The 24,480-nt window shown below is 68.1% G+C and carries 26 protein-coding genes; 6 read left to right on the top strand and 20 right to left on the bottom strand.

Annotation, left to right across the window (positions count from 1 at the left end; genetic code table 11):
• Positions 1-57 precede the first annotated feature (57 nt).
• Positions 58-804: an SDR family oxidoreductase gene (locus AC5Y47_RS04315; RefSeq protein ID WP_499942247.1), complete on the top strand. Its 747-nt coding sequence runs from the start codon at positions 58-60 to the stop codon at positions 802-804.
• On the opposite strand, the gene truB is transcribed toward AC5Y47_RS04315, so the two are convergent.
• Genes truB through pptH form a run of 3 tightly spaced genes read right to left on the bottom strand, consistent with a single transcriptional unit; the run spans position 801 to position 3,315 of the window.
• Complete coding sequence (truB, locus tag AC5Y47_RS04310) at positions 801-1,685, bottom strand: tRNA pseudouridine(55) synthase TruB (RefSeq protein ID WP_499942245.1); 885 nt, start codon at positions 1,683-1,685, stop codon at positions 801-803. The genes AC5Y47_RS04315 and truB overlap by 4 nt on opposite strands.
• A complete protein-coding gene (pptT, locus tag AC5Y47_RS04305; protein ID WP_499942379.1) occupies positions 1,682-2,350 on the bottom strand; it encodes a 4'-phosphopantetheinyl transferase PptT in 669 nt (222 codons plus the stop codon). The genes truB and pptT overlap by 4 nt, the downstream gene beginning before the upstream one ends.
• 8 nt (positions 2,351-2,358) lie before the next feature.
• Positions 2,359-3,315, bottom strand: a complete 957-nt coding sequence (pptH, locus tag AC5Y47_RS04300) for an ACP phosphodiesterase PptH (protein ID WP_499942243.1) — start codon at positions 3,313-3,315, stop codon at positions 2,359-2,361.
• Positions 3,316-3,416: 101 nt separating this feature from the next.
• On the opposite strand from pptH, the gene AC5Y47_RS04295 reads away from it, so the two are divergent.
• Positions 3,417-3,998, top strand: a complete 582-nt coding sequence (locus tag AC5Y47_RS04295) for a DUF3558 domain-containing protein (protein WP_499942377.1) — start codon at positions 3,417-3,419, stop codon at positions 3,996-3,998.
• Positions 3,999-4,021: 23 nt separating this feature from the next.
• Positions 4,022-5,734 carry a CocE/NonD family hydrolase gene (locus AC5Y47_RS04290; protein ID WP_499942241.1) on the top strand — a complete coding sequence of 571 codons (1,713 nt, stop codon included), beginning with the start codon at positions 4,022-4,024 and terminating at the stop codon, positions 5,732-5,734.
• Here the strand turns inward: AC5Y47_RS04290 and AC5Y47_RS04285 are convergent.
• From AC5Y47_RS04285 to AC5Y47_RS04270, 4 genes are read right to left on the bottom strand one after another with little or no spacing between them, the layout of a single operon-like run.
• Positions 5,693-6,238: a DUF1802 family protein gene (locus AC5Y47_RS04285; protein ID WP_499942239.1), complete on the bottom strand. Its 546-nt coding sequence runs from the start codon at positions 6,236-6,238 to the stop codon at positions 5,693-5,695. The genes AC5Y47_RS04290 and AC5Y47_RS04285 overlap by 42 nt on opposite strands.
• Entirely contained in the window at positions 6,235-6,495 is a 261-nt protein-coding gene (locus AC5Y47_RS04280) for a DUF2277 domain-containing protein (RefSeq protein WP_499942237.1), read from the bottom strand. Before AC5Y47_RS04280 ends, AC5Y47_RS04285 begins: the two co-directional genes overlap by 4 nt.
• A 29-nt stretch (positions 6,496-6,524) precedes the next feature.
• Positions 6,525-6,917 (bottom strand): type II toxin-antitoxin system VapC family toxin, encoded by a 393-nt coding sequence (locus tag AC5Y47_RS04275; protein WP_499942235.1) that lies wholly within the window; start codon positions 6,915-6,917, stop codon positions 6,525-6,527.
• Positions 6,914-7,129, bottom strand: a complete 216-nt coding sequence (locus AC5Y47_RS04270) for a type II toxin-antitoxin system Phd/YefM family antitoxin (protein ID WP_499942375.1) — start codon at positions 7,127-7,129, stop codon at positions 6,914-6,916. Before AC5Y47_RS04270 ends, AC5Y47_RS04275 begins: the two co-directional genes overlap by 4 nt.
• 59 nt (positions 7,130-7,188) lie before the next feature.
• Between AC5Y47_RS04270 and AC5Y47_RS04265 the strand changes: the two genes are divergently transcribed.
• Positions 7,189-7,938, top strand: coding sequence for an enoyl-CoA hydratase (locus AC5Y47_RS04265; RefSeq protein ID WP_499942233.1), 750 nt, complete (start codon positions 7,189-7,191; stop codon positions 7,936-7,938).
• Here AC5Y47_RS04265 and AC5Y47_RS04260 read toward each other — a convergent pair.
• The 11 genes from AC5Y47_RS04260 to rimP form a co-directional block, all read right to left on the bottom strand.
• Positions 7,935-9,017 carry an ABC transporter ATP-binding protein gene (locus AC5Y47_RS04260; RefSeq protein ID WP_499942231.1) on the bottom strand — a complete coding sequence of 361 codons (1,083 nt, stop codon included), beginning with the start codon at positions 9,015-9,017 and terminating at the stop codon, positions 7,935-7,937. The genes AC5Y47_RS04265 and AC5Y47_RS04260 overlap by 4 nt on opposite strands.
• Positions 9,010-10,323, bottom strand: a complete 1,314-nt coding sequence (locus AC5Y47_RS04255; RefSeq protein WP_499942229.1) for an ABC transporter substrate-binding protein — start codon at positions 10,321-10,323, stop codon at positions 9,010-9,012. The genes AC5Y47_RS04260 and AC5Y47_RS04255 overlap by 8 nt, the downstream gene beginning before the upstream one ends.
• A gap of 2 nt (positions 10,324-10,325) precedes the next feature.
• Positions 10,326-11,144: a carbohydrate ABC transporter permease gene (locus AC5Y47_RS04250; protein WP_499942227.1), complete on the bottom strand. Its 819-nt coding sequence runs from the start codon at positions 11,142-11,144 to the stop codon at positions 10,326-10,328.
• A complete protein-coding gene (locus AC5Y47_RS04245) occupies positions 11,141-12,040 on the bottom strand; it encodes a carbohydrate ABC transporter permease (protein WP_499942225.1) in 900 nt (299 codons plus the stop codon). The genes AC5Y47_RS04250 and AC5Y47_RS04245 overlap by 4 nt, the downstream gene beginning before the upstream one ends.
• Positions 12,041-12,071: 31 nt before the next feature.
• Entirely contained in the window at positions 12,072-13,394 is a 1,323-nt protein-coding gene (locus tag AC5Y47_RS04240; RefSeq protein ID WP_499942223.1) for an MATE family efflux transporter, read from the bottom strand.
• Positions 13,395-13,400: 6 nt separating this feature from the next.
• Positions 13,401-14,450 carry a DHH family phosphoesterase gene (locus AC5Y47_RS04235; protein ID WP_499942221.1) on the bottom strand — a complete coding sequence of 350 codons (1,050 nt, stop codon included), beginning with the start codon at positions 14,448-14,450 and terminating at the stop codon, positions 13,401-13,403.
• A complete protein-coding gene (rbfA, locus tag AC5Y47_RS04230; RefSeq protein ID WP_499942220.1) occupies positions 14,389-14,931 on the bottom strand; it encodes a 30S ribosome-binding factor RbfA in 543 nt (180 codons plus the stop codon). The genes AC5Y47_RS04235 and rbfA overlap by 62 nt, the downstream gene beginning before the upstream one ends.
• A 9-nt stretch (positions 14,932-14,940) precedes the next feature.
• Complete coding sequence (infB, locus tag AC5Y47_RS04225) at positions 14,941-17,733, bottom strand: translation initiation factor IF-2 (protein ID WP_499942218.1); 2,793 nt, start codon at positions 17,731-17,733, stop codon at positions 14,941-14,943.
• A gap of 86 nt (positions 17,734-17,819) precedes the next feature.
• Positions 17,820-18,104 carry a YlxR family protein gene (locus AC5Y47_RS04220; RefSeq protein ID WP_499942373.1) on the bottom strand — a complete coding sequence of 95 codons (285 nt, stop codon included), beginning with the start codon at positions 18,102-18,104 and terminating at the stop codon, positions 17,820-17,822.
• 126 nt (positions 18,105-18,230) lie between these two features.
• Entirely contained in the window at positions 18,231-19,274 is a 1,044-nt protein-coding gene (gene nusA, locus AC5Y47_RS04215) for a transcription termination factor NusA (RefSeq protein ID WP_499942216.1), read from the bottom strand.
• A complete protein-coding gene (rimP, locus tag AC5Y47_RS04210; protein ID WP_499942214.1) occupies positions 19,271-19,792 on the bottom strand; it encodes a ribosome maturation factor RimP in 522 nt (173 codons plus the stop codon). The genes nusA and rimP overlap by 4 nt, the downstream gene beginning before the upstream one ends.
• A 134-nt stretch (positions 19,793-19,926) precedes the next feature.
• On the opposite strand from rimP, the gene AC5Y47_RS04205 reads away from it, so the two are divergent.
• Positions 19,927-20,472, top strand: coding sequence for a hypothetical protein (locus AC5Y47_RS04205; protein ID WP_499942213.1), 546 nt, complete (start codon positions 19,927-19,929; stop codon positions 20,470-20,472).
• Positions 20,469-20,933: a ferritin-like domain-containing protein gene (locus AC5Y47_RS04200; protein ID WP_499942211.1), complete on the top strand. Its 465-nt coding sequence runs from the start codon at positions 20,469-20,471 to the stop codon at positions 20,931-20,933. The genes AC5Y47_RS04205 and AC5Y47_RS04200 overlap by 4 nt, the downstream gene beginning before the upstream one ends.
• A 91-nt stretch (positions 20,934-21,024) precedes the next feature.
• Here the strand turns inward: AC5Y47_RS04200 and AC5Y47_RS04195 are convergent, their stop codons facing one another.
• Positions 21,025-22,770 (bottom strand): proline--tRNA ligase, encoded by a 1,746-nt coding sequence (locus tag AC5Y47_RS04195; protein WP_499942209.1) that lies wholly within the window; start codon positions 22,768-22,770, stop codon positions 21,025-21,027.
• Between the two features lie 108 nt (positions 22,771-22,878).
• The gene (locus AC5Y47_RS04190) at positions 22,879-24,471 is read right to left on the bottom strand and encodes an MFS transporter (RefSeq protein ID WP_499942207.1); all 1,593 of its coding nucleotides are present in this window, start codon (positions 24,469-24,471) and stop codon (positions 22,879-22,881) included.
• Positions 24,472-24,480: the final 9 nt, after the last annotated feature.

The raw sequence follows: 24,480 nt of genomic DNA, 5'->3' as shown, positions 1-24,480 counted from the left end.
TTCGACGCTCTTCAACTTGACCCCGACGTAACGCAAGCGTCCTAGGAGGTCGTCGAGATGAGCACAGCAATCCTGAGCGGGAGGCGAGCACTGGTCACCGGTGGTTCGCGCGGCATCGGCGCCGAGATCGTCCGCCGCCTGGCGGCAGACGGTGCCGCAGTGGCATTCACCTACGCGTCATCGGCAACCAATGCCGAAAAACTGGTTGCCGACGTGACGGCCGGTGGCGGCAAAGCGGTCGCGATCCAGGCAGATGCTGCCGACCCGGCCCAGATCGCCGCGGCGGTCGATCGGACCGTCGCCGAACTCGGCGGCCTGGATGTGCTGGTGAACAACGCCGGCACCATTCACATCGCACCTATCGATGACTTCGATGCCGAGCAGTTCGAGCGGCTGGTGTCCATCAACATCGGCGGCGTCTTCTGGGCCATCCGCAGCGCGATCAAGCATCTGCACGAGGGTGCGCGGATCATCAACATCGGCAGCATCAACGCCGACCGGATACCGGGACCCGGGGTCTCGGTGTACGGGATGACCAAGGGTGCGGTGTCGTCGCTGACCCGCGGATTGGCCCGCGAACTCGGCCCGCGCGGCATCACCGTGAACAACGTGCAGCCCGGTCCGATCAACACCGAGATGAACCCCGACGAAGGCGAATTCGCCGACAGCTTAAGGTCTCTCGTCGCGCTCGGCCGCTACGGGCACACCAGCGACATCGCTGCCATCGTCAGCTTCCTGGCGGGCCCCGAGTCCGGATTCGTGACCGGCGCAAACCTGAACGTCGACGGCGGATTCACCGCCTAGCTCAGGGTCGCGGGGCGGATCACCACCACCGACTTGGTACGCGAACCTTCGTCGCGCAGCAACGCGATCACCCGCCCGTCCGGGGCGGCCCCGGCGTACACGCCCTCGATACCGGCCGGGGACAGCGCCCGGCCGTTGGCGGCGGCGTCGACCTCGCCGGCATCGAGGTCCCGGCGCGCAAACATCAGCAGGCACGCCTCGTCCAGGCTGAGGCTCAGTCGCGGCCGCTCAGCCAATTCGTCGAGCGTGACCGCGTGACTCAGATCGAAACGGCCAACCCGGTTGCGCCGCAACGCCGTCAGGTGAGCGCCCACCCCGAGCGCGTCACCCAGGTCGCGGGCCAGCGCGCGGATGTAGGTGCCCGACGAACAGTCCACCTCCACGTCGAGATCGACCAGGTCTCCTGAGCGCCGCACCGCCAGCACCTCGAAGCGGTCGATGCGCACCGGGCGTGCCGCCAGCTCGACGGCCTCACCGGCCCGGGCCAGCTGATAGGCGCGACGGCCGCCGACCTTGATCGCGCTGACCGCCGAGGGGACCTGGTCGATGTCGCCGCGCAAGGCCCCCACCGCGTCGGCAATCACATCGTCGGTGACGTGCGCGGCCGAAACAGATTGCAGCAGCACACCTTCGGCATCTTCGGTGGAGGTGCGCTGGCCCAGCCGGATGGTGGCCGCGTACGACTTCGAGGTCGCGGTGAGCAGTCCGAGGATTTTGGTGGCCCGCTCGACACCGATCACCAGCACCCCGGTGGCCATCGGATCCAGCGTCCCGGCGTGACCGACCCGGCGGGTACCGAAGATCCGCCGGCACCGCCCCACCACGTCGTGGCTGGTGATGCCGGCCGGTTTGTCGACGATCACCAGCCCGGCGTCGCTCATAACACGATGGCGGTCAGCACCAGGCCGCTCTCCACCGACCAGCGCCCAGCCAGCGATGTCAACGGCGGCCCGGACAGCGCGGCCGGATCGATCAGGATGCGGGACACGAATCGCCCGCTGGATTCGGAGTCGGCCGAGAACGTGATGTGGGCGTCCTCGAACCCCAACCAACGGTTGGTCAGCGGAAACCAGGCTTTGTATGTTGCTTCCTTGGCGCAGAACAGGATTCGGTCCCAATGCAGGCCCGATGGCACGGCCCGGGGGATCTCGATGCGCTCGGCGGGCAGGCTGATCGCGTCCAGCACGCCGTTGGGCAGCACGTCGTGCGGTTCAGCGTCGATTCCGATCGATCGCACGGCACCCCGACGTCCGACGACCGCGCCCCGGTACCCGGTGCAGTGCGTGAGGCTGCCCACGACACCGTCGGGCCAGCGTGGTTCGCCCTTGTCGCCCTTGAGGATTGGCACCGGCGCCACCCCGAGCTCACCGAGGGCGACGCGGGCGCAGTGCCGTACCGTGATGAACTCGTTGCGGCGCTTGGCCACCGACTTGGCGATCAGCGGCTCCTCCTCCGGCAGCGGGGCCAGCCCGGGCGGGTCGGAATACAACTCGGCGTAAGCCATGTCCTCGACCAGCGTGCCGGGCAACACCGTCGACACCAGCATGCGCGCCGTCACCGATTCTGCCGCTGCCGCAACCGTTCCCGGAACTGGGTGGCCTGCGCCTTCATCTCGGGCGTGATGACGAAATGGCCACCGAAGTCGTTGAGGTAGCCCGGCGCGTACTGCGGATCCGGCAGCACCTGGCGCAGCCAGCTGTAGGGCTTGCGGCGCCGCCACTCCCGCGGATAACCCACCGACACCTCTTCGAACCGCACGTCGTCGTACCAGGTGGTGCGCGGAATGTGCAGGTGGCCATACACCGAGCAGACCGCGTTGTAGCGGGTGTGCCAGTCGGCGGTCTTGGTGGTTCCGCACCACAGCGAGAACTCCGGGTAGAACAGCGCGTCGCACGGGTCGCGCACCAGCGGAAAGTGGTTCACCAGGACGGTCGGCTGCATCCAGTCCAGCTGCTCGAGGCGCGCGCGGGTCTTGGCCACCCGGTCGCGGCACCAGGCGTCGCGGGTGGCGTAGGGCTCCGACGAGAGCAGGAACTCGTCGGTGCACACCACGTTGCGTTCCTTGGCGATCGCCATACCTTCGGCTTTGCTCTGCGCTCCGGCCGGCAGGAAGCTGTAGTCGTAGAGCAGGAACATCGGCACGATGGTGGCCGGCCCGCCCCGCTCGGTCCAGACGGGGAACGGGTGCTCGGGGGTGACGACGCCCATCTCGTCGCACATGTTGACCAGATAGTCGTACCGTGCGCGCCCGAAGATCTGCATCGGGTCCCGGTTGGTGGTCCACAACTCGTGGTTGCCCGGCACCCAGATCACCTTCGCGAACCGGCGGCGCAGCAGGTCCAGCGCCCAGCGGATCTCGTCGGTGCGTTCGGCGACGTCGCCGCAGACGATCAGCCAGTCGTCCGGCGACGACGGGTGCAGCGACTCGGTGACGGGCTTGTTGCCCAGGTGGCCGGTGTGCAGGTCGGAAACGGCCCACAGCGTCGGCTGCCCTGCCTCATGTCCTGCCACGACTCACCAGCCTAGCGACCGGACGTCACTGGTTTCGCTGTGACCGCGCGGAGCCGGCTTGTACACTCCCGGCAATAGTGCCGCCAACAGCAGGGGGTTTCGTGTTCGCCAAGGTGCGTCTGGCTGCAGCGTTCGGTGCGGTGGCCACAGCGGTCACAGTGGGGGTGGCGGGCTGGCAGTACGGTCCGCCTCCGGCCCAACGCGGCCACGTCGAGTTGCGATCGACCGCCGCGCCGATGCAGACCACGATGAAAAGCCCGATCGTGGAGACGCAGGACCCGAGCCCGTTCGATCCGTGCAAGGACATCCCGTTCGAGGCGGCGCAGCGACTGGGCCTGGCATTCACGCCGCCGCAACCCCAGGAGGGGCTGCGCTGCCAGTTCGACGCGGGCAACTATCAGCTGGCCGTGGAACCGATCGTCTGGCGGACCTACGCCCAGACGCTGCCGCCGGACGCCATCGAGACCACGATCCAGGGGCACCGGGCCGCGCAGTACTGGGTGATGAAACCCACGTACCACAACAGCTTCTGGTACATCTCCTGCATGGTGACGTTCAAGACCAGCTACGGGGTGATTCAACAGTCGCTGTTCTACTCCACGGTCTACTCCGAACCCGACGTCGACTGCCCTTCGACGAACCTGCAGCGGGCCAACGAACTCGCTCCCCTCTACAAGTTCTGAGCCGTTTCCCTAACCTGGGCAGGGTGAGCACTACAGCGATAGACGAGCCGAGACTGCGCACTCGGGTAGCTGGTGTCGGCGGCAAGGTCGCTATGGGTGCACTGGGCCGGGCGCTGGGCCTGCCACGGGCGAGAACGGGCTACACCGTGCAGCAGGTGCGGATCCCGATGCGCGACGGCGTGCACCTGGTCGGCGACCACTACGCACCGCAGACGTCCAAACCGGCCGGCACGCTGCTGGCCCGCGGCCCCTACGGCCGCGGATTTCCGTTCTCACTGGCCTTCGCCCGCCTGTACGCCGCCCGCGGGTACCACGTCGTGCTGCAGAGCGTGCGCGGCACCTTCGGGTCCGCCGGCGACTTCGAGCCGATGGCCAACGAAGCCGCCGACGGCTCCGACACGGTGGAATGGCTGCGCCGTCAGCCGTGGTTCACCGGCCGCTTCGCCACCGTGGGTCTGTCCTACCTCGGCTTCACCCAGTGGGCGCTGCTGCAGGATCCGCCGCCGGAGTTGGCGGCGGCGGTGATCACGGTGGGTCCGCACGACTTCCGGGACTCGGTGTGGAGCACCGGCACGTTCGCGGTGAACGATTTCCTGGGCTGGAGCGCTATGGTCGCCCGCCAGGAGGATCCCGGCCGCATCCGGACCGGTATCCGTCAGCTGCGCGCCCCTCGCAAGGTGGCGCGTGCCGTCGGTGAGGTGCCGCTGGGCCCGGCCGCGCGGGCGTTGCTCGGCGCGGGGGCGCCGTGGTTCGAATCGTGGGTCGAACACACCGACGCCCACGACCCGTTCTGGGACCGGCTGCGCTTCCCCGACGCGCTGGACCGGGTGGACGTGCCGGTGCTGTTGCTCAGCGGGTGGCAGGACATCTTCCTGCGCCAGACCTTGCAGCAGTATCGGCACCTGCAAGACCGGGGCGTCAACGTGGCGCTGACGGTCGGTCCGTGGACGCACACCCAGATGCTGTTCCAGGGAATGCCGACCTGTGCGCGCGAAACGCTGGACTGGCTCGACACGCACCTCGGCGGCGCACCCGAACTACGCCGTCCCAGCCCGGTGCACGTGTTCGTCGCCGGCCGGGGTTGGCGGCATCTGCCCGACTGGCCGCCGGCGACCACCGATCAGGTGTTTTTTCTGCAGCCCTACGGGCATCTGGGCGACACGCCGCCGACGACCAAGACGCGGCCGGCGAACTTTCATTACGACCCGGCCGACCCGACGCCGACCACCGGCGGTCCGCTGCTCTCGCCGAAAGGTGGCTACCGCGACGACACCCGCCTGGCGTTGCGCGACGACGTGCTCAGCTTCACCGGCACCACCCTCACCCACGACCTGGACGTGTACGGGAACCCCGTCGTCGAGCTGGAGCACAGCGCCGATAACCCCAACGTCGACCTGTTCGTCCGGGTCAGCGAGGTCGACGCAAAAGGCAAGTCCCGCAACGTCAGCGACGGTTACCGCCGGCTGGCCACCGACGAGTCGGGCACCCGCCGCGTCACCATCGAACTCGATGCCATCGCGCATCGATTCGCCGCCGGGTCCCGCATCAGGGTGCTGATCACCGGCAGCTGGTTCCCCCGCTACGCGCGCAACCTGGGCACCGAGGAGCCGATGCTGACCGGGCATCAGCTGCGCCCTGCCACGCACTCGGTGCATTTCGGTGAATCCCGGCTAGTGCTGCCGGTGCAACGAAGATCAGCCGACGGCGGCGCGGACTCGGTCGGCGACCTCGGCTAATGCAGCGTCGTCGTGCAGCGGTTCGGTCAGGGTGGGCGTGACGGGCAACTCCACCCAGCTGGTGCAGCCGGCGTAGTCGGGAGTGCGGCTCAGCCGCACCGGCCCGGTGAGCGGGATCGCGTTGACCACGAGCACGGCGAGCTTGTGTTTGGGCCGAAAGTCCAGCCGGTCGGCTTGCACCGAATCGGCGGTCCAGATGTGCAGATCCTCGATCTGCGCCAGCCCCTCCGGCCGGTTGACTGCCAGCGCCGCAACGACTTTGGCCGCAGCCCGGATCGTGACGTGCTCGTCGGTGCTGTCTTCGGCCGCCCGTTCCAGTAAGCCCTGGTGCTCAGGCCGCACGCGCTGGGCGTGGCTGTGCGCGACCGTCGGGAACAGCAGGAACTCGCGGGCCGCGACGTCGAACCGCTTCTCGCCGACGCCGCCTTTGCGCAACAGGATCCTCTGACGCCCGTCGAGCAGGGCGTGCACAGCGGCGCTCCACTCTTTGAGCGCGGGACTCATTGCAATCTGGCCAGCACCTCGGGGCGGCGGAGCGGCGGCACCGTCCTGGGCGGTTGCCGGCGTTGCGGCAGCGCCTCCAGCAACCGCGTGGTGGTCGCCGTGACCTCGGCGACCGCTGCTTCGAACGCGGCTTCGTTGACCGCCGACGGGCGGGTGATGCCGCTGACCTTGCGCACATACTGGCGCGCCGCGGCCGCGACTTCCTCGGGTGTGGCGGGCGGCTCCAGCCCGCGCAATTCGGTGATGTTCCGGCACATGGCGTCCACGATAGGCGGGCGAATACCAGTTACCAGACGGCAACCGGTCGTGGGTGTCGATGACTCCGCAGCTTGCGATCCTTGGTCACCAGTCGCCAGCCATGCTCGACAGCGCAGGCGTAGATCAGGCGGTCAGCGGGGTCACCCGGGAACGACGAGGGAAGCGAGACCGCAGTCGCGGCCACGGCCGGCGTGATACCGATCGTGCGCACATTTTCGGCGAGCTGTTGTAGCCACGTTCGCACAGGGATCGTCAGCAGGATGCGTTCGTGCTCGGCAAGCCAGGCAAGTTCGAACCACGTGATCGCGGCAACGGCCAGCTCGTCGGCTTGTTCGACGGCTTGGCGCGCCGATTTGCTCAGGCGCGCCGGCTCGGCCGACCACCAATGCAGCACGTGCGAGTCGAGCAACACGGTGGTCACGAGACGTCCCAGGAAACATCGGTGCCGAAGAGTTCATCCTCTTCGACGGCGCTCATCGCCCTGCCGGACATCCGCCCCTTGAGCGCGTGCGCGCCGCGCGCACCGACCAATCGGGCCACCGTACGGCCATGTTTGGTGATCTCGATTTCCTCACCGTCGGCGACTTCGTCGAGCAGGGCCAGAATCTTTGCTTTGACGTCAGTGGCGGTCATAGTTCTGGTCATGGTGTTAGTTTACTGGGCTGCCCTGCGCGATTGACTACGGTGAGACCATGACCGACGACATCCTGCTGATAGACACCGACGAGCGGGTGCGCACCCTGACGCTGAACCGCCCGCAGTCGCGCAATGCGCTGTCCGCCGCGCTGCGCGACCGGTTCTTCGGCGCGCTGGCCGACACCGAAACCGACGACGACGTCGACGTCGTCATCGTCACCGGCGCCGACCCGGTGTTCTGCGCCGGACTGGACCTCAAGGAATTGGGTGGGCAGACCGCGCTACCCGACATCTCCCCGCGCTGGCCGGCGCTGACCAAACCGGTGATCGGCGCCATCAACGGCGCCGCGGTCACCGGCGGACTTGAACTGGCGCTGTACTGCGACATCCTGATCGCCTCCGAGCAGGCCAGGTTCGCCGACACGCACGCCCGGGTGGGTCTGCTGCCCACGTGGGGGCTGAGCGTGCGACTGCCACAGAAGGTGGGCGTCGGCATGGCCCGGCGGATGAGCATGACCGGCGACTACCTTTCGGCCGCCGACGCGCTGCGCGCCGGGCTGGTCACCGAAGTCGTGCCGCATGACCAGCTGCTGCCGACCGCGCGCGGGGTCGCGGCGTCCATCGTGGGCAACAACCAGGACGCGGTGCGTGCGTTGCTGGCGTCCTACCATCACATCGACGACGCGCAGATCGGCGGCGGGCTGTGGCTGGAAGCCGCTGCGGCACGGCAGTTCCGGACCAGCGGGGACGACATCGCCGCCAATCGGGAAGCGGTGTTGCAACGCGGACGGTCGCAGGTGCGTTAGCCCAGGCGAGTTTCGGTCGCGCTGTCGAAGAACCGCACCTCATGCGGGTGCGGCGCGATGGCCAACGACTCCCCTGCCCTGACCGCGGTGCGCCTGTCGGTGCGGAACACGATTCGCCCGGCGCGGGGTGACCAGCTCTCCTCCGGCCGCGGCGTCGCGTAGACGAAGGATTCGAAGCCGAGTTCTTCGACCAGTTCGACCTGTACGCTCACCGAACCTGGTGCGCCCGGGGTGGTGACGTCCCACGACTCGGGCCGCACACCGAGCAGCACCCGGCCGTTCGTGCCGCCGGGCACCGGTATCGCCAGAGCGGGAGAGGTGACTGCGCCGTCGGTGACCTCGGCGTCGATCAGGTTCATCGACGGAGCCCCGATGAAGGTCGCCACGAACGTGTTAGCCGGGTTGTCGTACAGCGCGCGGGGGGTGTCGACCTGTTGCAGCACACCATCTTTGAGCACGGCGACCCGGTCCCCCATCGTCATCGCCTCCACTTGGTCGTGCGTGACGTAGACGGTGGTGGTGCCCAGTCGGCGCTGCAATGCGGAGATCTGCGATCTGGTGCTGACCCGTAGTTTGGCGTCCAGGTTCGACAGCGGCTCGTCCATGCAGAACACCTGCGGCCGTCGCACGATCGCCCGGCCCATCGCCACCCGTTGGCGTTGCCCGCCGGACAGCTTCGCCGGCTTACGGTCAAGCAGCTCGGTCAGTTCCAACATGGTGGCAACTTCTCGGACACGCCGGCGGGTGTCAGCGCGTGACATCCCCGCATTGCGCAGCGCGAACCCCATATTGGCAGCCACCGTCATGTTCGGGTAGAGCGCGTAGTTCTGGAAAACCATTGCGACGTCGCGCGCCCGCGGCGGCAAGTGGGTGACGTCCACGTCGCCGATCGTGATCTGGCCGCTCGCAACGGATTCCAGTCCGGCCAGCATGCGCAAGGTGGTGGACTTGCCACAGCCGGAAGGTCCGACCAATACCAGGAATTCGCCGTCGGCAATATCCAGGCTCAGGTTGTCCACTGCCAGCTCGGCTGCGCCCGGGTAGCGGTGCGAGACCGCGCGGTAGCGGACTTCAGCCATGGCGCATATCCGATAGCTTCCGCTTGATTTGACGGTCGTAGATGACCTGCAATTGCTTTTCGATGCCGCTGAATGTCGCTGTCACGTCGGATCCCTTCAGCCCGATGGTTTCCAGACCCGCCGCGATGATGCGGTCCGCGCCCGGCAGGAAGACACGCGCGTAGTCTTGCGGCCGGGTATGCGGCAGCTGGTCGAAAGCTACTCGCGCATTGGGGTTTTCGGCCAGATACTGCTGTTCGCTCGGATCGTCGGCCGCCGACTTTCGCACCGCGAGATAGCCGGTGTGCTGACTGAAGTAGACGGTGGACCGCGGACTGGTGATGTAGGCAATGAACTTGAGCGCGTTGAGTTTTCGTTCGTCGGACAGCTTGGCCGGGATGGCCAGCCCGGCGCCGCCGGTCGGGCAGGCGGGCGCGCCGCCGGGACCGCTCGGCAGCGGCGCCACCCCGAAGTCGAATCCAGCCGCGGCGGTGATGCCCACGAGCGCGCCCGTCGATGCCACCGCGGAGGCGAGGATGCCGGTGGCGAACTCGTTGGCGACATTGTTGGCGACTACTGCGTAACGCCCGCCATGAGTGGAGTCCCGCAGGAAGTTGCCCGCTGCGATGGTCGCCGGATCGGTGAACTTCAGCGTCCACTTGTCGGAGTACGCGCCGCCGAACGCCCAAATCGGACCCTCGAATGTCCAGGAGATCCCTTCGGAATTCGCCCAACCATGCGCCCAGTTGCGGGGCCCGACCACCCGTTGCAACCGGGGCCCCCATTCCGCGAACTCCGGCCACGAGACGGGTCCGCGATCCGGCAGGCCGGCGCGTTCCCATACCGCTTTGTTGTAGTAGAACAGCGGCGTCGAGCGCGCATAGGGCAGCGCGTAATGGTGGCCGTCGAACTCGTAGTCGGCCAGCAGCGAGTCCACATAATCCGAAGTGTCCAGGCCGACCTGGCGCCAGAGTTCGTCCAGTGGCGTGAGGACACCGCTCAGCGCGAAATGGAACCACCAACGATCGTCTAGCACAACGACATCGGGAACATCGGTGCCGATGAGCGCGGCGTTGAACTTCTGCGCCACCTCGTCGTAGTCCTTGCCGGCGTCGATCAACTTGACCTGCAGGTCAGGGAACTTCTGCTCGAAGCGAGCGATCAACTCTCGCTCCACCGCGGTCGACATCCCCGGGTGATTGGACCAGAAGGAGATGGGCCCGTTTCCGGATTTGATCGTGCCGTTACCGCCCATCCCCGCGCACCCGGCTGTCACACCGGCCGCGCCGATCAGCCCGAGAAATTGCCTGCGGTCGAAGGTATGCACGGCTACCCTTTGACCGCGCCCGACGTGAGGCCCTTGATCATCTGCCGTTGCAGCGCGATGAAGATGAGCAGGATCGGCAGCATCGCCAGCAGCGTCACCGCCATGACCGGACCCCAGTTGGTCACTCCTTCTGCTTGCTGGAGGAACGTCAGCCCCACCGGCAGGGGTGCTACCGATTCGTCGTCGGCCATCAGGAATGGCCAAAGGTATTCGTTCCATTCGTTGACGACGGTGATGATGCCGAATGCCACCATGGTGGGTCCCGACATCGGCAGCACCACGCGCAACAGCAGTTGCCACCAGCGTGCGCCGTCCATCCGGGCCGCTTCGATGACCTCGGTAGGCAACGACAGGAAGTGGTTGCGCATCAGGAAAGTTCCGAACGCGCCACCGGCCAGCGGCAGGATGATGCCGGGAAAGGTGTTGCGCAGTCCCAATTGAGAGATCAACGCGTAGTTGGAGATCACCGTGATCTGATTGGGCACCATCAGCGCGGCGATGATCACCAGGAACACCGCGTTGCGGCCCGGAAAGTGCAGGAACACCAGTCCGAACGCGCTCAGGACGCCGAGCACGAACTTCACCGCCGCCAGCGCGGTGGTGAGGATCACCGAGTTGCGCAGGTAGGTCCAGAACGGAATCTGTTGCGTGGCAGTCCGATAATTCTGCGGGTGCCAGTGCGGCGGCCACCAGGTCGTCGGCTGCGAATAGATGTCCGGCTGATCCTTGAACGAGGTGAAGAACACGAACGCCAGCGGCCCGGCAACCAGCGCCACCACCAGCAGCATGGCCGCATAACCCAGAAAACGTGCGGATGTCATTGGCGGTCAGCCCGATCCATTACTCGCACCTGGTAGTAGGTGATCGCCAGCAGCACCAGGAACATGACGGTGGCTACGGTGGCACCGTAGCCGGCACGGAAGTTGCGGAAGGTCTCCAAATACACCTGGAAGACCATCGTGGTGGTGCCGGTGCCCTCCGGACCCCCGCGAGTCATGACGTTGATGACGTCGAAGACCTGCAACGAGTTGATCAGCACGGTGATCGACAGGAAGAACGTGGTGGGCCGCAGCTGCGGCAGCAGCACCCGGCGGAACGTGGTCCACCGGCTCGCACCGTCGATCTCAGCCGCTTCCAACAGGTCTCGACGCACACCCTGCAACGCCGCCAGATAGATGACGAAGGTGTAGCCGAGGTTCTTCCAGACGTAGGTGACGACGATCATGAACATCGCCCAGCGCGCGTCCTGGTAAAAGTCCGGCACCCCGGCTCCGAAGCGGCGCGCCAGATCCTGGATCAGACCGAAGTGCGGGTCGAAGACGAACTGCGCGGCCAGGCCGACCGCCGCACCGGATATCACGAACGGTGCGAAAACCATGGAGCGCACCAGGTTTCGTCCGCGCAACCGTTGGTCCAACAACATCGCCAACGCCAGCCCCAACACCATCGAGCCGACCACCGCGGCCACCGTGAAGATCACGGTGTTGAGCACGATTTGGCGGGTGTCTACGCGGGTGAGCCACTCCCCATAGTTGGAGAACCCGACGAACTTCGCCTGCGGGTCTGAAATGTTCCAGTCGAAGAACGACAGCCGGATGTTGTCTATCAGCGGGCGGTAGATGAACAGCGACAGCAACGCCACGTTCGGGCCGACCAGGACGACGAACAATGCGTAGTCACCCCACGGCCGGTTCCGTGCCTGCCGCGTCGTCGTCACCGGCGCAGTGTAGCGCCGCAGAACTGCCGCCCTACGCCGCTCCTGGCACCGCCCAACGCCCGGACAGCGTCCGCCAACCGCCGAACGCCAGCCGCAACACCATGAAGGTGCTCAGACCCGACCAGATGCCGGTCAAGCCCCAGTCGTAAGCCAGCGACAGCCAGATCAGCGGCAGGAAACCCACCAGTGCGCTCACCACGGTCGCGGTGCGCATGAACGCGGCATCCCCGGCCCCCAGCAGCACCCCGTCCAGGGCGAAAACGATTCCCGCGACCGGCAATTGAGCCACCAGGAACCACCACGGCACCCCTATCGCAGCCAGCACGGAGCCGTCGTCGGTGAACAAGTTGGGCAACACCGTGGAGCCCGCGGCGAAACAGGCTGCCAGCACCCCGGAAGCCAGCAGCGAGAACGCCGTCACCCGCCACGCCACCCATTTCGCGTGCGCGACCTCCCCGGCGCCCAAAGCGGCGCCGACCAGTGACTGCGCCGCGATGGCCAGCGAATCGAGCACCAGCGCGAGGAAAGTCCACAGCTGCAACACGACCTGATGGGCCGCGAGCGCCGCGGCCCCGAACCGGGCCGCCACCGCCGCTGCCGACACGTAACAGGTTTGAAAGGCCAGGCTGCGCAGGATGAGATCGCGCCCCATCACCAACTGGGCGCGCAGCGCGGCCCGGTCCGGCCGCAGTGGTACCCGCTCGGTCAGCAGCGCGCGGCCGAACAGCAGTGCCGCCAGCCACTGACCCACCAGGTTGGCCACCGCCGATCCGGGCAGCCCCAGCCGCGGCAAGCCCAACCAGCCGTAGACCAGCAGCGGGCACAGCAGCCCCGACACCGCGAACCCGGTGGCGACGAAACGCAACGGCCGCACGGTGTCCTGCACGCCGCGCATCCAGCCGTTGCCGGCCAGCGAGACGAGGATCGCGGGTGCGCCCAGGATCGCCAGCCTCAACCACGGCAGCGCCGCCGCCGCGATCGGTCCACCCGCGGCGATCGCCGACACCACCGGCACCGCCGCGACCTGGACCGCGACGACGATCGCCGCTCCGACACCCAGCCCCAGCCAGGTCGCCTGCACGCCTTCGTTGACCGCGGCCGCGCGGTCGGCGGCTCCGAAGTAGCGGGCGGCGCGGGCCGTGGTGCCGTAGGACAGGAACGTCAGCTGGGTGCTGACGACGCCGAGCACCAGGCTGCCGATCGCCAGCCCCGCCAGCGGCACCGCCCCGAGGCGACCTACCACGGCGGTGTCGAACAACAGATACAACGGTTCGGCGGCCAGCACCCCGAGGGCCGGCAGGGCCAGCGCCGCGATCTGCCTACCACTGGCGGCGGGACGGCCGCCCTCGGTCAAGGCTGGTCAGCCCAACGCCGCGCGCAACGACGCTACGACGTCTTCGATGGAGCCGGCCGTCGAGTAGCCCGCGGCCAACCGGTGTCCGCCGCCACCGAACCCGGACGCGACCGAGGCCAGGTCCACGTCGTTCTTGGCGCGCATCGACACCGACCACTGCTGCGGGTCGACCTCCTTGAACACCGCAGCCACCTCGGCCTGCTGGGTGGTGCGCACGATGTCGACCACGCTCTCCACCTCCTCGGCGCGCGACCCGAGCCATTCCCGATGGTCGACTACGGCGTAGACCAATCCGCGCCCGCCGACCGCCTCGGGCACCAACTGCGCCGAACTCAGCACCCGCGAGAGCATCGGCAACCACGCGAACGGGTGGCTGTCCATCAGGGAGCGGCTGATCGCGGCGTTGTCCACACCGAGTTCGACCAGCCGCGCGGCCAGCCGCAGCGCGCGGGCGCTGGCCCACCGGAATGACCCGGTGTCGGTGGTCAACCCGGCGTAGATGCAGTGCGCCACGCCCCGGTCGATCGGCTTGCCCCAGGCGTCGAGGATCTCGGCGACCATCATCGTGGTCGAATCCGCCGACGCGTCGACGAAGTTCGCGGTGCCGAACATGCCGTTGGAGGCGTGATGGTCGATGACGAGCAGTTGCTGGTCCGGACCGGCCAGATCACGCAGCCCACCGAGTCGGTGGATGCTCGGAACGTCGACGGTCACCACCAGGTCGACGTCGCGCCGCAGTTCCTCGGGGCTGACCAGCAGGTGGCAGCCCGGCAGCGAGCGCAGTGATTCCGGCAGCTCTGCGGGGGCGGCAAAACTGACCTGGACCTTCTTGTCGGTGTGGTCGAGCACCGCGGCCAGCGCCAGCCCGGCGCCGATGGTGTCGGCATCCGGATGGACGTGGCAGATCACCGCGACCGTGTTGGCGGACGACAGCAGTTGAGCGGCGTCGACAGCGTCGACGCGCGCCCCCGAAAGGCGCGACATCCCGGTCAGCTCAGTCTTCGGGTCGGTCTTGCGGTCGATTTTGCGGTCGGTCTTGCGGTCGGTCGAAGTCATCGGCGTTCCCAGCTTCGCTAAGTCCCCCGGAGACCGGCGGTTCGGCCGCCGACCCAGTATCACGGTACGGGTCGGCCTCCCCGGCCGGCTTCGCACCCACCCGTACCCGTGCCAGATCGGCGTCCGCCGCCCGTGCCCGGGCGAGCAACTCTTCCATCCGATTCACCGCGTCGGAGGTGGTGTCGCGTTCGAACGTCAAGGTCGGAGTGAACCGTACCCCCGTACCCGCACCCACCTTCGTCCGCAGCACACCCTTGGCGCGGTCCAGTGCCGCGGCCGCGCCCGCATAGTCGGGCTCGTCGTCCAGCGTCGGCCCCATCACCGTGTAGTAGACGGTCGCGTCGTGCAGGTCGGCGGTCACCTTCGTGTCGACGACGGTGACGCCGGCCAGCCTCGGGTCCTTGATCTCGTATTCGATCGCCGAGGCGACGATGGTGCTGATCCGCTTGGCCAGTCGGCGCGCGCGGGCCGGATCAGCCATGCGCCGGCCTCATGACCGTTCCTTCTGGACCAGCTCGAAGGACTCGATGATGTCGCCTTCCTTGATGTCCGAATAGCCCAGTGTCAGACCGCATTCGAAACCCTCGCGGACCTCGGTCACGTCGTCCTTCTCCCGGCGCAGCGAGTTGATCGACAGGTTTTCGGTGACCACGATGTTGTCCCGAAGCAGCCGAGCCTTGGCGTTGCGGCGCACCACACCGGAACTGACCATGCAACCGGCGATGATGCCGACCTTGGAGGACCGGAAGATCGCCCGGATCTCGGCCCGACCCAACTGGTTTTCCTCGTAGATCGGCTTGAGCATGCCGCGCAGGGCCTTCTCGATCTCGTCGATCGCCTGGTAGATCACCGAGTAGTAGCGGATCTCCACACCCTCGCGGTTGGCCAGTTCGGTCGCCTTGCCCTCGGCGCGGACGTTGAAGCCGATGATGATCGCATCCGACGCCGACGCCAGGTTGACGTTGGTCTCGGTGATGCCACCGACACCGCGGTCGATGACGCGCAACGCCACCTCGTCGTCGACCTCGATACCCATCAGGGCCTCTTCCAGCGCCTCGACGGTACCGGCGTTGTCGCCCTTGAGGATCAGGTTCAGCTGGCTGGTTTCCTTCAGCGCCGAGTCCAGGTCCTCCAGGCTGATCCGCTTGCGACTGCGGGCCGCCAGCGCGTTGCGCTTGCGGGCGCTGCGCCGGTCGGCGATCTGGCGGGCGATGCGGTCCTCGTCGACGACCAGGAAGTTGTCACCGGCACCGGGCACCGACGTGAAGCCGATGACCTGCACCGGACGCGACGGCAATGCTTCCTCGACGTCCTCGCCGTGTTCGTCGACCATCCGCCGGACCCGGCCGTAGGCGTCGCCGGCCACCACCGAGTCGCCCACCCGCAGGGTTCCGCGCTGGATCAGCACGGTGGCAACCGGACCGCGACCGCGGTCCAGGTGCGCTTCGATGGCCACACCCTGGGCTTCCATGTCGGGGTTGGCCCGCAGGTCCAGAGCGGCGTCGGCGGTCAGCAGCACCGCCTCCTCGAGTGCCTCGATGTTGGTGCCCTGCTTGGCCGAGATGTCGACGAACATCGTCTCGCCGCCGAACTCCTCGGCCACCAGACCGTATTCGGTGAGCTGACCGCGGATCTTGGCCGGGTCGGCGCCCTCCTTGTCGATCTTGTTGACCGCCACCACGATCGGCACGTCGGCGGCCTGCGCGTGGTTGATGGCCTCCACCGTCTGCGGCATCACACCGTCGTCGGCCGCGACCACCAGGATGGCGATGTCGGTGGCCTTGGCGCCGCGGGCACGCATGGCGGTGAACGCCTCGTGACCCGGGGTGTCGATGAAGGTGATCAACCGGTCGGCGCCGTCGTGTTCGACACCCACCTGGTAGGCACCGATGTGCTGGGTGATGCCGCCGGCTTCGCCCTCACGGACGCTGGCTTTCCGGATGGTGTCCAGCAGGCGCGTCTTACCGTGGTCGACGTGACCCATGACGGTCACCACCGGCGGACGGGTCTGCAGGTCGTCCTCGCCGCCCTCGTCCTCGCCGTAGGTGAGGTCGAAGGACTCCAGCAGCTCGCGGTCCTCGTCCTCGGGGCTGACGACCTGGACGACGTAGTTCATCTCGCTGCCCAGCAGCTCCAGCGTCTCGTCGCCGACCGACTGGGTGGCCGTGACCATCTCGCCGAGGTTGAACAGCGCCTGGACCAGCGCGGCCGGGTTGGCGTTGATCTTGTCGGCGAAGTCGCTCAGCGAGGCACCGCGCGCCAGCCGGATCGTCTCGCCGTTGCCGTGCGGCAGCCGCACGCCACCGACGACGGGCGCCTGCATGTTCTCGTATTCGGCGCGTTTGGCCCGCTTGGACTTGCGGCCGCGTCGGGGCGCACCGCCGGGACGGCCGAACGCGCCGGCCGCGCCGCCGCGCTGACCCGGACGGCCACCGCCGCCACCACCGGGGCCGCCGCCGCCGGGACGGCCGCGGAATCCGCCGCCACCGCCGGGTGCGGCACCGACACCACCGCCACCGCGGTAGTTACCGCCGCCGCCGGTGCGGTCGCCGCCGGGACCGCCGGGACGGGCACCGCCGGGACGCGGCGCACCCGTCCGGGGCGGACGGGGGCCTCCGGCGGCGCCGCCGGGACGCGGCGGCATGCTGCCGGGTGACGCACCGGGCCGGGGTGCACCCGGGCGGGGCGCTCCGGGACGCGGAGCCTGCGGGTGCGGACGGGGAATCGGCCGGTCGACGGGCTGCGCCGACGAGAACGGGTTATTGCCGACGCGCGGCGTGCGTACCCCGGGCTTCGGCGCCGGGCCCGGACGCGGCCCGGGAGTCATGCCGGGATGGGGCGCCTGTGGGCTCGACGGCTGTCCCGGGGTCGGCGTGGGGGCCGATGGTCCCGGGGTCGGCGGGGCCGCAGGCTTGGCGCCGGCTGCCGGAGCGGCCGGGCGGGCCGGGGCCGCGGGCGGCGCCGTCCTGGTGGGATCGGCGGGCTTGACCGGCGCGGGGGTGGCCGCGCCGTTGCCGACCGCTTTGTCCAGCGCCCGGTCCAGGTCCGCACCGGGGGCGGCGACCGCCGCCTTCTCGGGGGCCTTGGCTGCGCTGTCGGCGCCCTTGGGCGCTGCCGGTTTGCCGCCGCCGAACGACTCGCGCAGCCGGCGGGCTACCGGCGCCTCGACCGTCGACGATGCGGATTTGACGAATTCGCCCTGTTCACTCAGTCGGGCGAGGACTTCCTTGCTGGTGACACCGAGTTCCTTGGCTAACTCGTGTACGCGGGCCTTACCTGCCACTACATCTCCTGTCTCAGAGGCGACAGTCGTGGGCCGCGCCTCAAGTATTAGCTATGACGCATGGTCATCGGGACTTCACGGTGTGCTCATGTTCTTGCTACCTGTTCTGTTGCCCGGTGGGACGAGCGCGCCTCGACGTGCTCGACCACCGCGGATGTTTCCGGTGAACCGGTGATGCGCAGCGCTCGGGCGAAAGCTCGCCGCCGAATCGCCTGCTGTACACACTGCGGAACGGGATGCAGCCATGCACCTCGCCCCGGCAGGCGTCCGGCCGTGTCAACGATCACGGCGTAGCTGCCGTTCCCGTCAGACCGAGCCACCACTCGAAGCAGTTCGACGGCCAACTCTCGCTTCCGGCATCCGACACACATCCGCACCGGTCCGCTGGGGTTGTCCGGGCTTCGGTGCGCCCAGGCCGAAGGCTCGCGCTGGATCACGGCTCAGTCTAGCGTTACCCGACCACTGCTCCGAACCACCCGCTGGGTAGTCGGACCCCACTACCGCTCGTGGGCCATTCCGTGGCTGGCGCCGTGGTCGGGTTGGGTGCCGGGTTGGGCCGGCGCGTCGCCCCGGATGTCGATGCGCCACCCGGTCAGTCTGGCCGCCAACCGCGCGTTCTGCCCTTCCTTGCCGATGGCCAGCGACAGCTGGAAGTCGGGCACCACCACCCGTGCCGCGCGCGCGGTCGCGTCGATCACCGAGACCGAGACGACTTTCGCCGGCGACAGCGCGTTGGCCACGAAGCGGGCCGGGTCCTCGTCGAAGTCGATGATGTCGATCTTCTCTCCGGACAGCTCGCTCATCACGTTGCGGACCCGCTGCCCCATCGGACCGATACAGGCGCCCTTGGCGTTCAAGCCCGCGACGTTGGACTTCACCGCGATCTTGGAGCGATGCCCCGCCTCCCGGGCCACCGCCACGATCTCCACCGATCCGTCGGCGATCTCGGGCACTTCCAGCGAGAACAGCTTGCGCACCAGGTTGGGGTGGGTGCGGGAGAGCGTGATCACCGGCTCGCGGGCGCCGCGACTCACGCCGACGACGTAGCAGCGGACCCGGTTGCCGTGCTCGTAGGTTTCGCCGGGGACCTGTTCGGCGGCCGGGATCACTCCTTCGGACGCCTTGGTCTCGGTACCCATCCGCACCACGACCAGCCCGCGCAGGTTGGCTCGGTTGTCGCGCTGGATCACCCCGGCGACGATTTCGCCTTCCCGGGTGGAGAACTCGCCGAAGGTGCGCTCGTTCTCGGCGTCGCGGAAGCGCTGCAGCATCACCTGACGTGCCGTGGTGGCGGCGATGCGGCCGAAACCCTCCGGGGTGTCGTCCCACTCGCTGATCAGGCGGCCTTCGTCGTCGGTTTCGCGGGCGATGACCTTGACGACGCCGGTCTTGCGGTCGATCTCGATGTGGGCGTCGGTCTGATGACCCTGGGTGTGCCGGTACGCGGTGAGCAGCGCGGACTTGATCGTCTCCAGCAGCTCGTTGACCGAGATGCCCCGGTCGACTTCGATGGCATGCAGAGCGGCCATGTCGATGTTCATGTTCCCGCCTCCGTCCCGTGCGCCAACTCCAGCTCTGCTCGTGCTGGCGTCGAAAACTCAACCTGCACAACAGCTTTGGCGATTTCTCCGAGCTTGATCTCGCGCACCGCCAGGTCGCGGCCGGCGCGGACCACCAGCGCGACCGTGCCGTCGCCGGTCTGGCCGACCCGCCCGGACAACTGCGAGCCGTCGGCCAGCACCACGTCTACCTTGCGTCCCCGCGCCCGACGGAAATGCTTCTCGCTGGTCAACGGGCGCTCGACGCCGGGCGAACTGACCTCGAGCACGTAGGGGGTGCCGCGACCGTCGTCCGCGCCGTCCAGCAAAGTCGACGCCGAATGGGACAGCGAAGCGATGGTGTCCAGGTCCAGGGCGGTGTCGCCGTCGGCGATCACGGTGATGCGCGGCGGACGGGTGCGACTGTCGATGACTACGTCTTCGATCTCGTAGCCGGCGCGCGCGAACTCACCACTGAGTAGCTCGATCACCTGCGTCTGCGAAGGTAGCCCGGTGGTCACGGCGAGCTCCTCATCTTGAGTTGTCTTTGAGCCAGCTATCAACGATACGCCAGGAACCGCCGATAACGCCCTGATCGTCTCGTCCGGGTCCGACCGCAACGTGCCTACCGTCCGAGGGGCACCGTGATGGCAGGATGTGGAACGTGCCCGAAGCAGTACCCGTCATCAGTCGGCGGGGTGTACTCGCCGGTGGCGTCGCTCTCGCTGCACTTTCAGTGGCAACCGCTTGCAGCGAGTCGGCGCCCAAGCCGCCCGTCGTCGAAGAGTTGCTGAGCCCGCTGGAACAGGCGCGCCACGCCAGTGCGCTGGCGGCCGCGGCGGCCGGAGCGATCGGCAGCCCGCCGCAGATCGCGGCCGCGCTGACCGTGGTAGCCACCCAGCGCGCCGCGCACGCCCGGGCGTTGTCCACCGAGATCGCCCGCGCCGCGGGCAAGTTGGTTTCGTCGACCAGCGAGACCAGCAGCTCCAGCGCGAGTGCGACCCCCACCGAGCCGGAGGGGCCGCCACCGCCGCCGCCTCCGGTGTCCGACGTCATCGACTCACTGCGCAAGTCGGCCGAGGACGCCAGCCGGCTGGTCGCGACGTCGTCGGGCTACCGGGCGGGCCTGTTGGCCTCGATCGCCGCCTGCTGCACCGCCTCTGCCACCGTCGCGCTGGTACCCGGGGGACCGTCGATATGACCGGACCGAAACGTGCCCCCGCCGGCAAAGACGCCGACATCACCGCGTTCAGCGACGCGCTCGCCGTCGAGCACGCCACCATCTACGGCTACGGGATCGTGTCCGCGATGTCGCCGCCGAGCGTCAACGACCTCGTGGTGGAAGCCCTCAACCAGCACCGCCAGCGGCGCGACGACGTCATCGCGATGCTGACCGCACGCAAGGCCACCGTGCCGGTCGCCGCGGCCGGCTACCAGTTGCCCTCCCCGGTGGCCAGCCCGTCGGAAGCGGCCCGGCTGGCGGCGCGGATGGAGAACGACGGCGCGACGGCGTGGCGGGCTGTCGTCGAGCACGCCGACACCGCCGAGGACCGTGCCTTCGCCTCGAATGCCCTGACGCAGAGTGCGGTGCTGGCGGCCCGCTGGAACAAAGTGCTGGGCGGCTGGCCGATCACCACGACGTTCCCGGGTGGCAACGAGTAGGCGCTGGGGGCACCTCCCGCTCGCGAGCAGACGCAAAAGCCCCCATTTCGTGCCGAAATGAGGGGCTTTTGCGTCTGCTCGCCGTACCTCGCTAGGGGCTGATCGCTGCCACGATGTCGGTGACCAGTGAATCGCCGACGGCCAGCTCGGTCGTCTGTCCGGCGAAGCGGTCGCGGAGCTCGATCCGGCCGTCCGCCCAGCCCCGGCCCACCACCACGACCCACGGCACGCCCAGCAGTTCGGCGTCCTTGAACTTGACGCCCGGCGAGGCCTGACGGTCGTCGAGCAGCACGTCGACACCGACCTTGTCCAGATCCGCGGCCAGCTTGGCCGCGCCCAGGCGGGCTTCGGCGTCCTTGTTGGCGATCACCAGGTGGACCCCGAACGGCGAGATCGACGACGGCCAGCGCAGCCCGAGCTCGTCGTGGTGCTGTTCGGCGACGACGGCGACCAGCCGCGACACCCCGATGCCGTAGGAACCCATCGTCAGCCGCACCGGTTTGCCGTCCTCGCCGAGCACGTCGGCGGTGAACGCGTCGGTGTACTTGCGGCCGAGCTGGAAGATGTGGCCGATCTCGATGCCGCGGGCCATCACCAACGGACCGGCGCCGTCGGGCGAGGGGTCGCCTTCGCGCACCTCGGCGGCCTCGATGGTGCCGTCGGCGCTGAAGTCGCGGCCGGCCACCAGCCCGACCACGTGGCGCCCGGGTTCGTCGGCCCCGGTGATCCAGCTGGTGCCGTCGACCACGCGCGGGTCGACGAGGTAGCGAACTTTGTTGTCCTGCAACGCTTTAGGGCCGATGTAGCCCTTGACCAGGAAGGGGTGTTCGGCGAAGTCGGCGTCGCTGAGCAACGCGTACTCGGCGGGTTCCAATGCCGCGCCCAGCCGCTTGTCGTCCACCTCGCGGTCCCCGGGCACACCGATGGCGAGCAGCTCCCAATCGCCGCCGGGCTGGCGGACCTTGACCAGGACGTTCTTGAGGGTGTCGGCGGCGGTGATCGTGCGACCCAGGCTTTCGTTGGCCCAAGCGACGAGGGTGGCGATGGTCGGGGTGTCGCCGGTGTCGTGGACCTGGGCGGCCGGCAGGCCGTCGGTCGGGCTCGGCTCGGGGCGCGCGGTGACGACGGCTTCGACGTTGGCGGCGTAGCCGGATTCCAGGCAGCGCACGAAGGTGTCTTCGCCGACGGGACTTTCGGCCAGGAACTCCTCGGAGGCACTGCCGCCCATCGCTCCGGAGACCGCCGACACGACGACGTAGCGCACCTCGAGGCGGTCGAAGATGCGCTGGTAGGCCTCGCGGTGCGCGTCGTAGGAGGCTTGGAGCCCGGCGGGGTCTATATCGAAGGAGTAGGAGTCCTTCATGACGAACTCGCGGCCCCGCAGGATGCCGGCACGCGGGCGCGCCTCGTCGCGGTACTTGGTCTGAATCTGATACAGCGTGAGCGGGAAGTCCTTGTAGGAGCTGTACTCGCCTTTGACGGTGAGGGTGAACAGTTCCTCGTGGGTCGGGCCCAGCAGGTAGTCATTCTTCCGGCGGTCTTTGAGCCGGAACAGGTTTTCGCCGTATTCCGTCCAGCGGTTGGTGGTCTCGTACGGCGCGCGTGGCAGCAGCGCGGGGAACAGGATCTCCTGGCCGCCGATGGCGTTCATCTCCTCGCGCACGATGCGTTCGATGTTGCGCAGGACCTTCAGGCCGAGCGGGAGCCAGCTGTACAGCCCCGGCGCGATGGGCCGGACGTAGCCGGCGCGGATCAGCAGCTTGTGGCTGGGCACTTCGGCGTCGGCGGGATCGTCGCGCAAGGTGCGCAGGAACAGCTCGGACATCCGGGTGATCACGAGCGGCAAGCCTAGCCTGCCGTCCGGTGCGGTGAGCGTCACGCCAGCGCGACGCTCGAGCGCTTGCGCCACCCTGGCGTGACGCTCGGCACGGCGGCCGCTAGCGAGCTACAGCTCCCCCGCGTCGATCGCTTCCTTGACTTCCTGCGCGTGCGCCACCTCTTCGGGTGTGTAGCCGATGAACAGCGCCGCGCAGCCGACGATGACGGCCGTCCCGGCCACCCACAGCAGGCCGTAGGTGTAGCCCTTGTCCAGGGCATGCAGCTGAAGTTCGTTCATGAACTTCACCGGGCCGGTGATGCCGCCGTTGTAGAGGGTGCGGGAGGTGATCACGGCCTGGATGACGGCCAGCACCAGCGGCCCGCCCAGGCTCTGCAGCATCAGCGTCATCGCCGACACCGGGCCGATCTGGTCGAAGCCGACCCCGGCGATGGCCGACAAGGTCAGCGGCACGACCACCATGCCGATGCCGATGCCGCCGACGACGATGGGCAACACCAGGTTCGGGAAGTAGGGGGCGCCGCGGTGCATGCAGAACGAGCCGTAGAGCATCGCGCCGAGCAGCAGCCAGCCACCACCGATGGTCAGCACCCGCGGCGAGAACCGGGACACCAGCTGCGAGGAGATGCCCAGGCCGATGCCCATGGCGATCACAAACGGGATGAAGCCGACGCCGGCCCGCAACGCGCTGTAGCCCAGGATGTCCTGCACGTACAGGCCGATGGACACGGTCAGGCTGAACATGACGCCACCGGCGAGGAAGATCGCGCCGAAGGTGACCAGCCGGTTGCGGTCACGGAACAACTCGAACGGGATGACGGGGTTCTCCGCGGTGCGCTCGACGATGATGAACGCGATCGCGGCGCCCAGCGCCACCACACCCGAACCGATGGTGGTGACCGAGATCCAGCCCTTCTCCGGGCCGATCGAGAAAGCGAAAACGGCCGCGGTGCAGGCCAGCGTGGCCAGCATGGCGCCGGCGGCGTCCAGCTTCATCCGCTCCCGGTTGGTCTCCCGCAGCGCGGTGCGGGCCAGGTAGATCATCACCAGCCCGATCGGCACGTTGACCATGAACGCCAACCGCCAGGAGTACTCGGTCAAGAAGCCGCCGACCACCAGACCCATCACGGACCCGATGGCGGTCATGGCGGCGAACACCGCGGTCGCGGCGTTACGCGCCGGGCCCTTCGGGAAGGTGGTCGCCACCAGAGCGAGGCCGGTCGGTGACGCGATCGCCGACCCGATGCCTTGGGACAACCGGGCGATGACCAGCGTCACTTCGTCCCAGGCCACCGCGCACAGCACCGAGGAGATGGTGAACAGCGCGACACCGACGATGAAGGTGCGCTTGCGCCCGATGGTGTCGCCGAGCCGGCCGCCGAGCAGCATCAATCCGCCGAAAGTCAGCACGTAAGCGGTGATCACCCAGCTGCGGCCCGCGTCGGACAGGCTGAGCTCGTCCTGAATCTTAGGAAGGGCGACGATGGCGACGGTGCTGTCCATGGTGGCCAGCAGCTGCATCCCGCCGATCGCGATGACCGCCGCGATGAAGCGGTACGAGGGCATCCAGGTCGGGTAATACCTGCTCAGGCGCTGCAAAGGGGTCTCCACCGATTCTGTGGGACGCTCCGACGCCGAACTTTTCGAGCTGCCGTCCGTCCAGCTGTGGACAACCCGCTCTGAGTCGTTAAGAGCCGTCATAGCAGGTTA

This window comes from Mycobacterium sp. NGS22, from assembly GCF_059813095.1.
The sequence above is the reverse complement of the archived record's forward strand: the minus strand, read 5'-3'. Positions and strand labels throughout refer to the sequence as shown.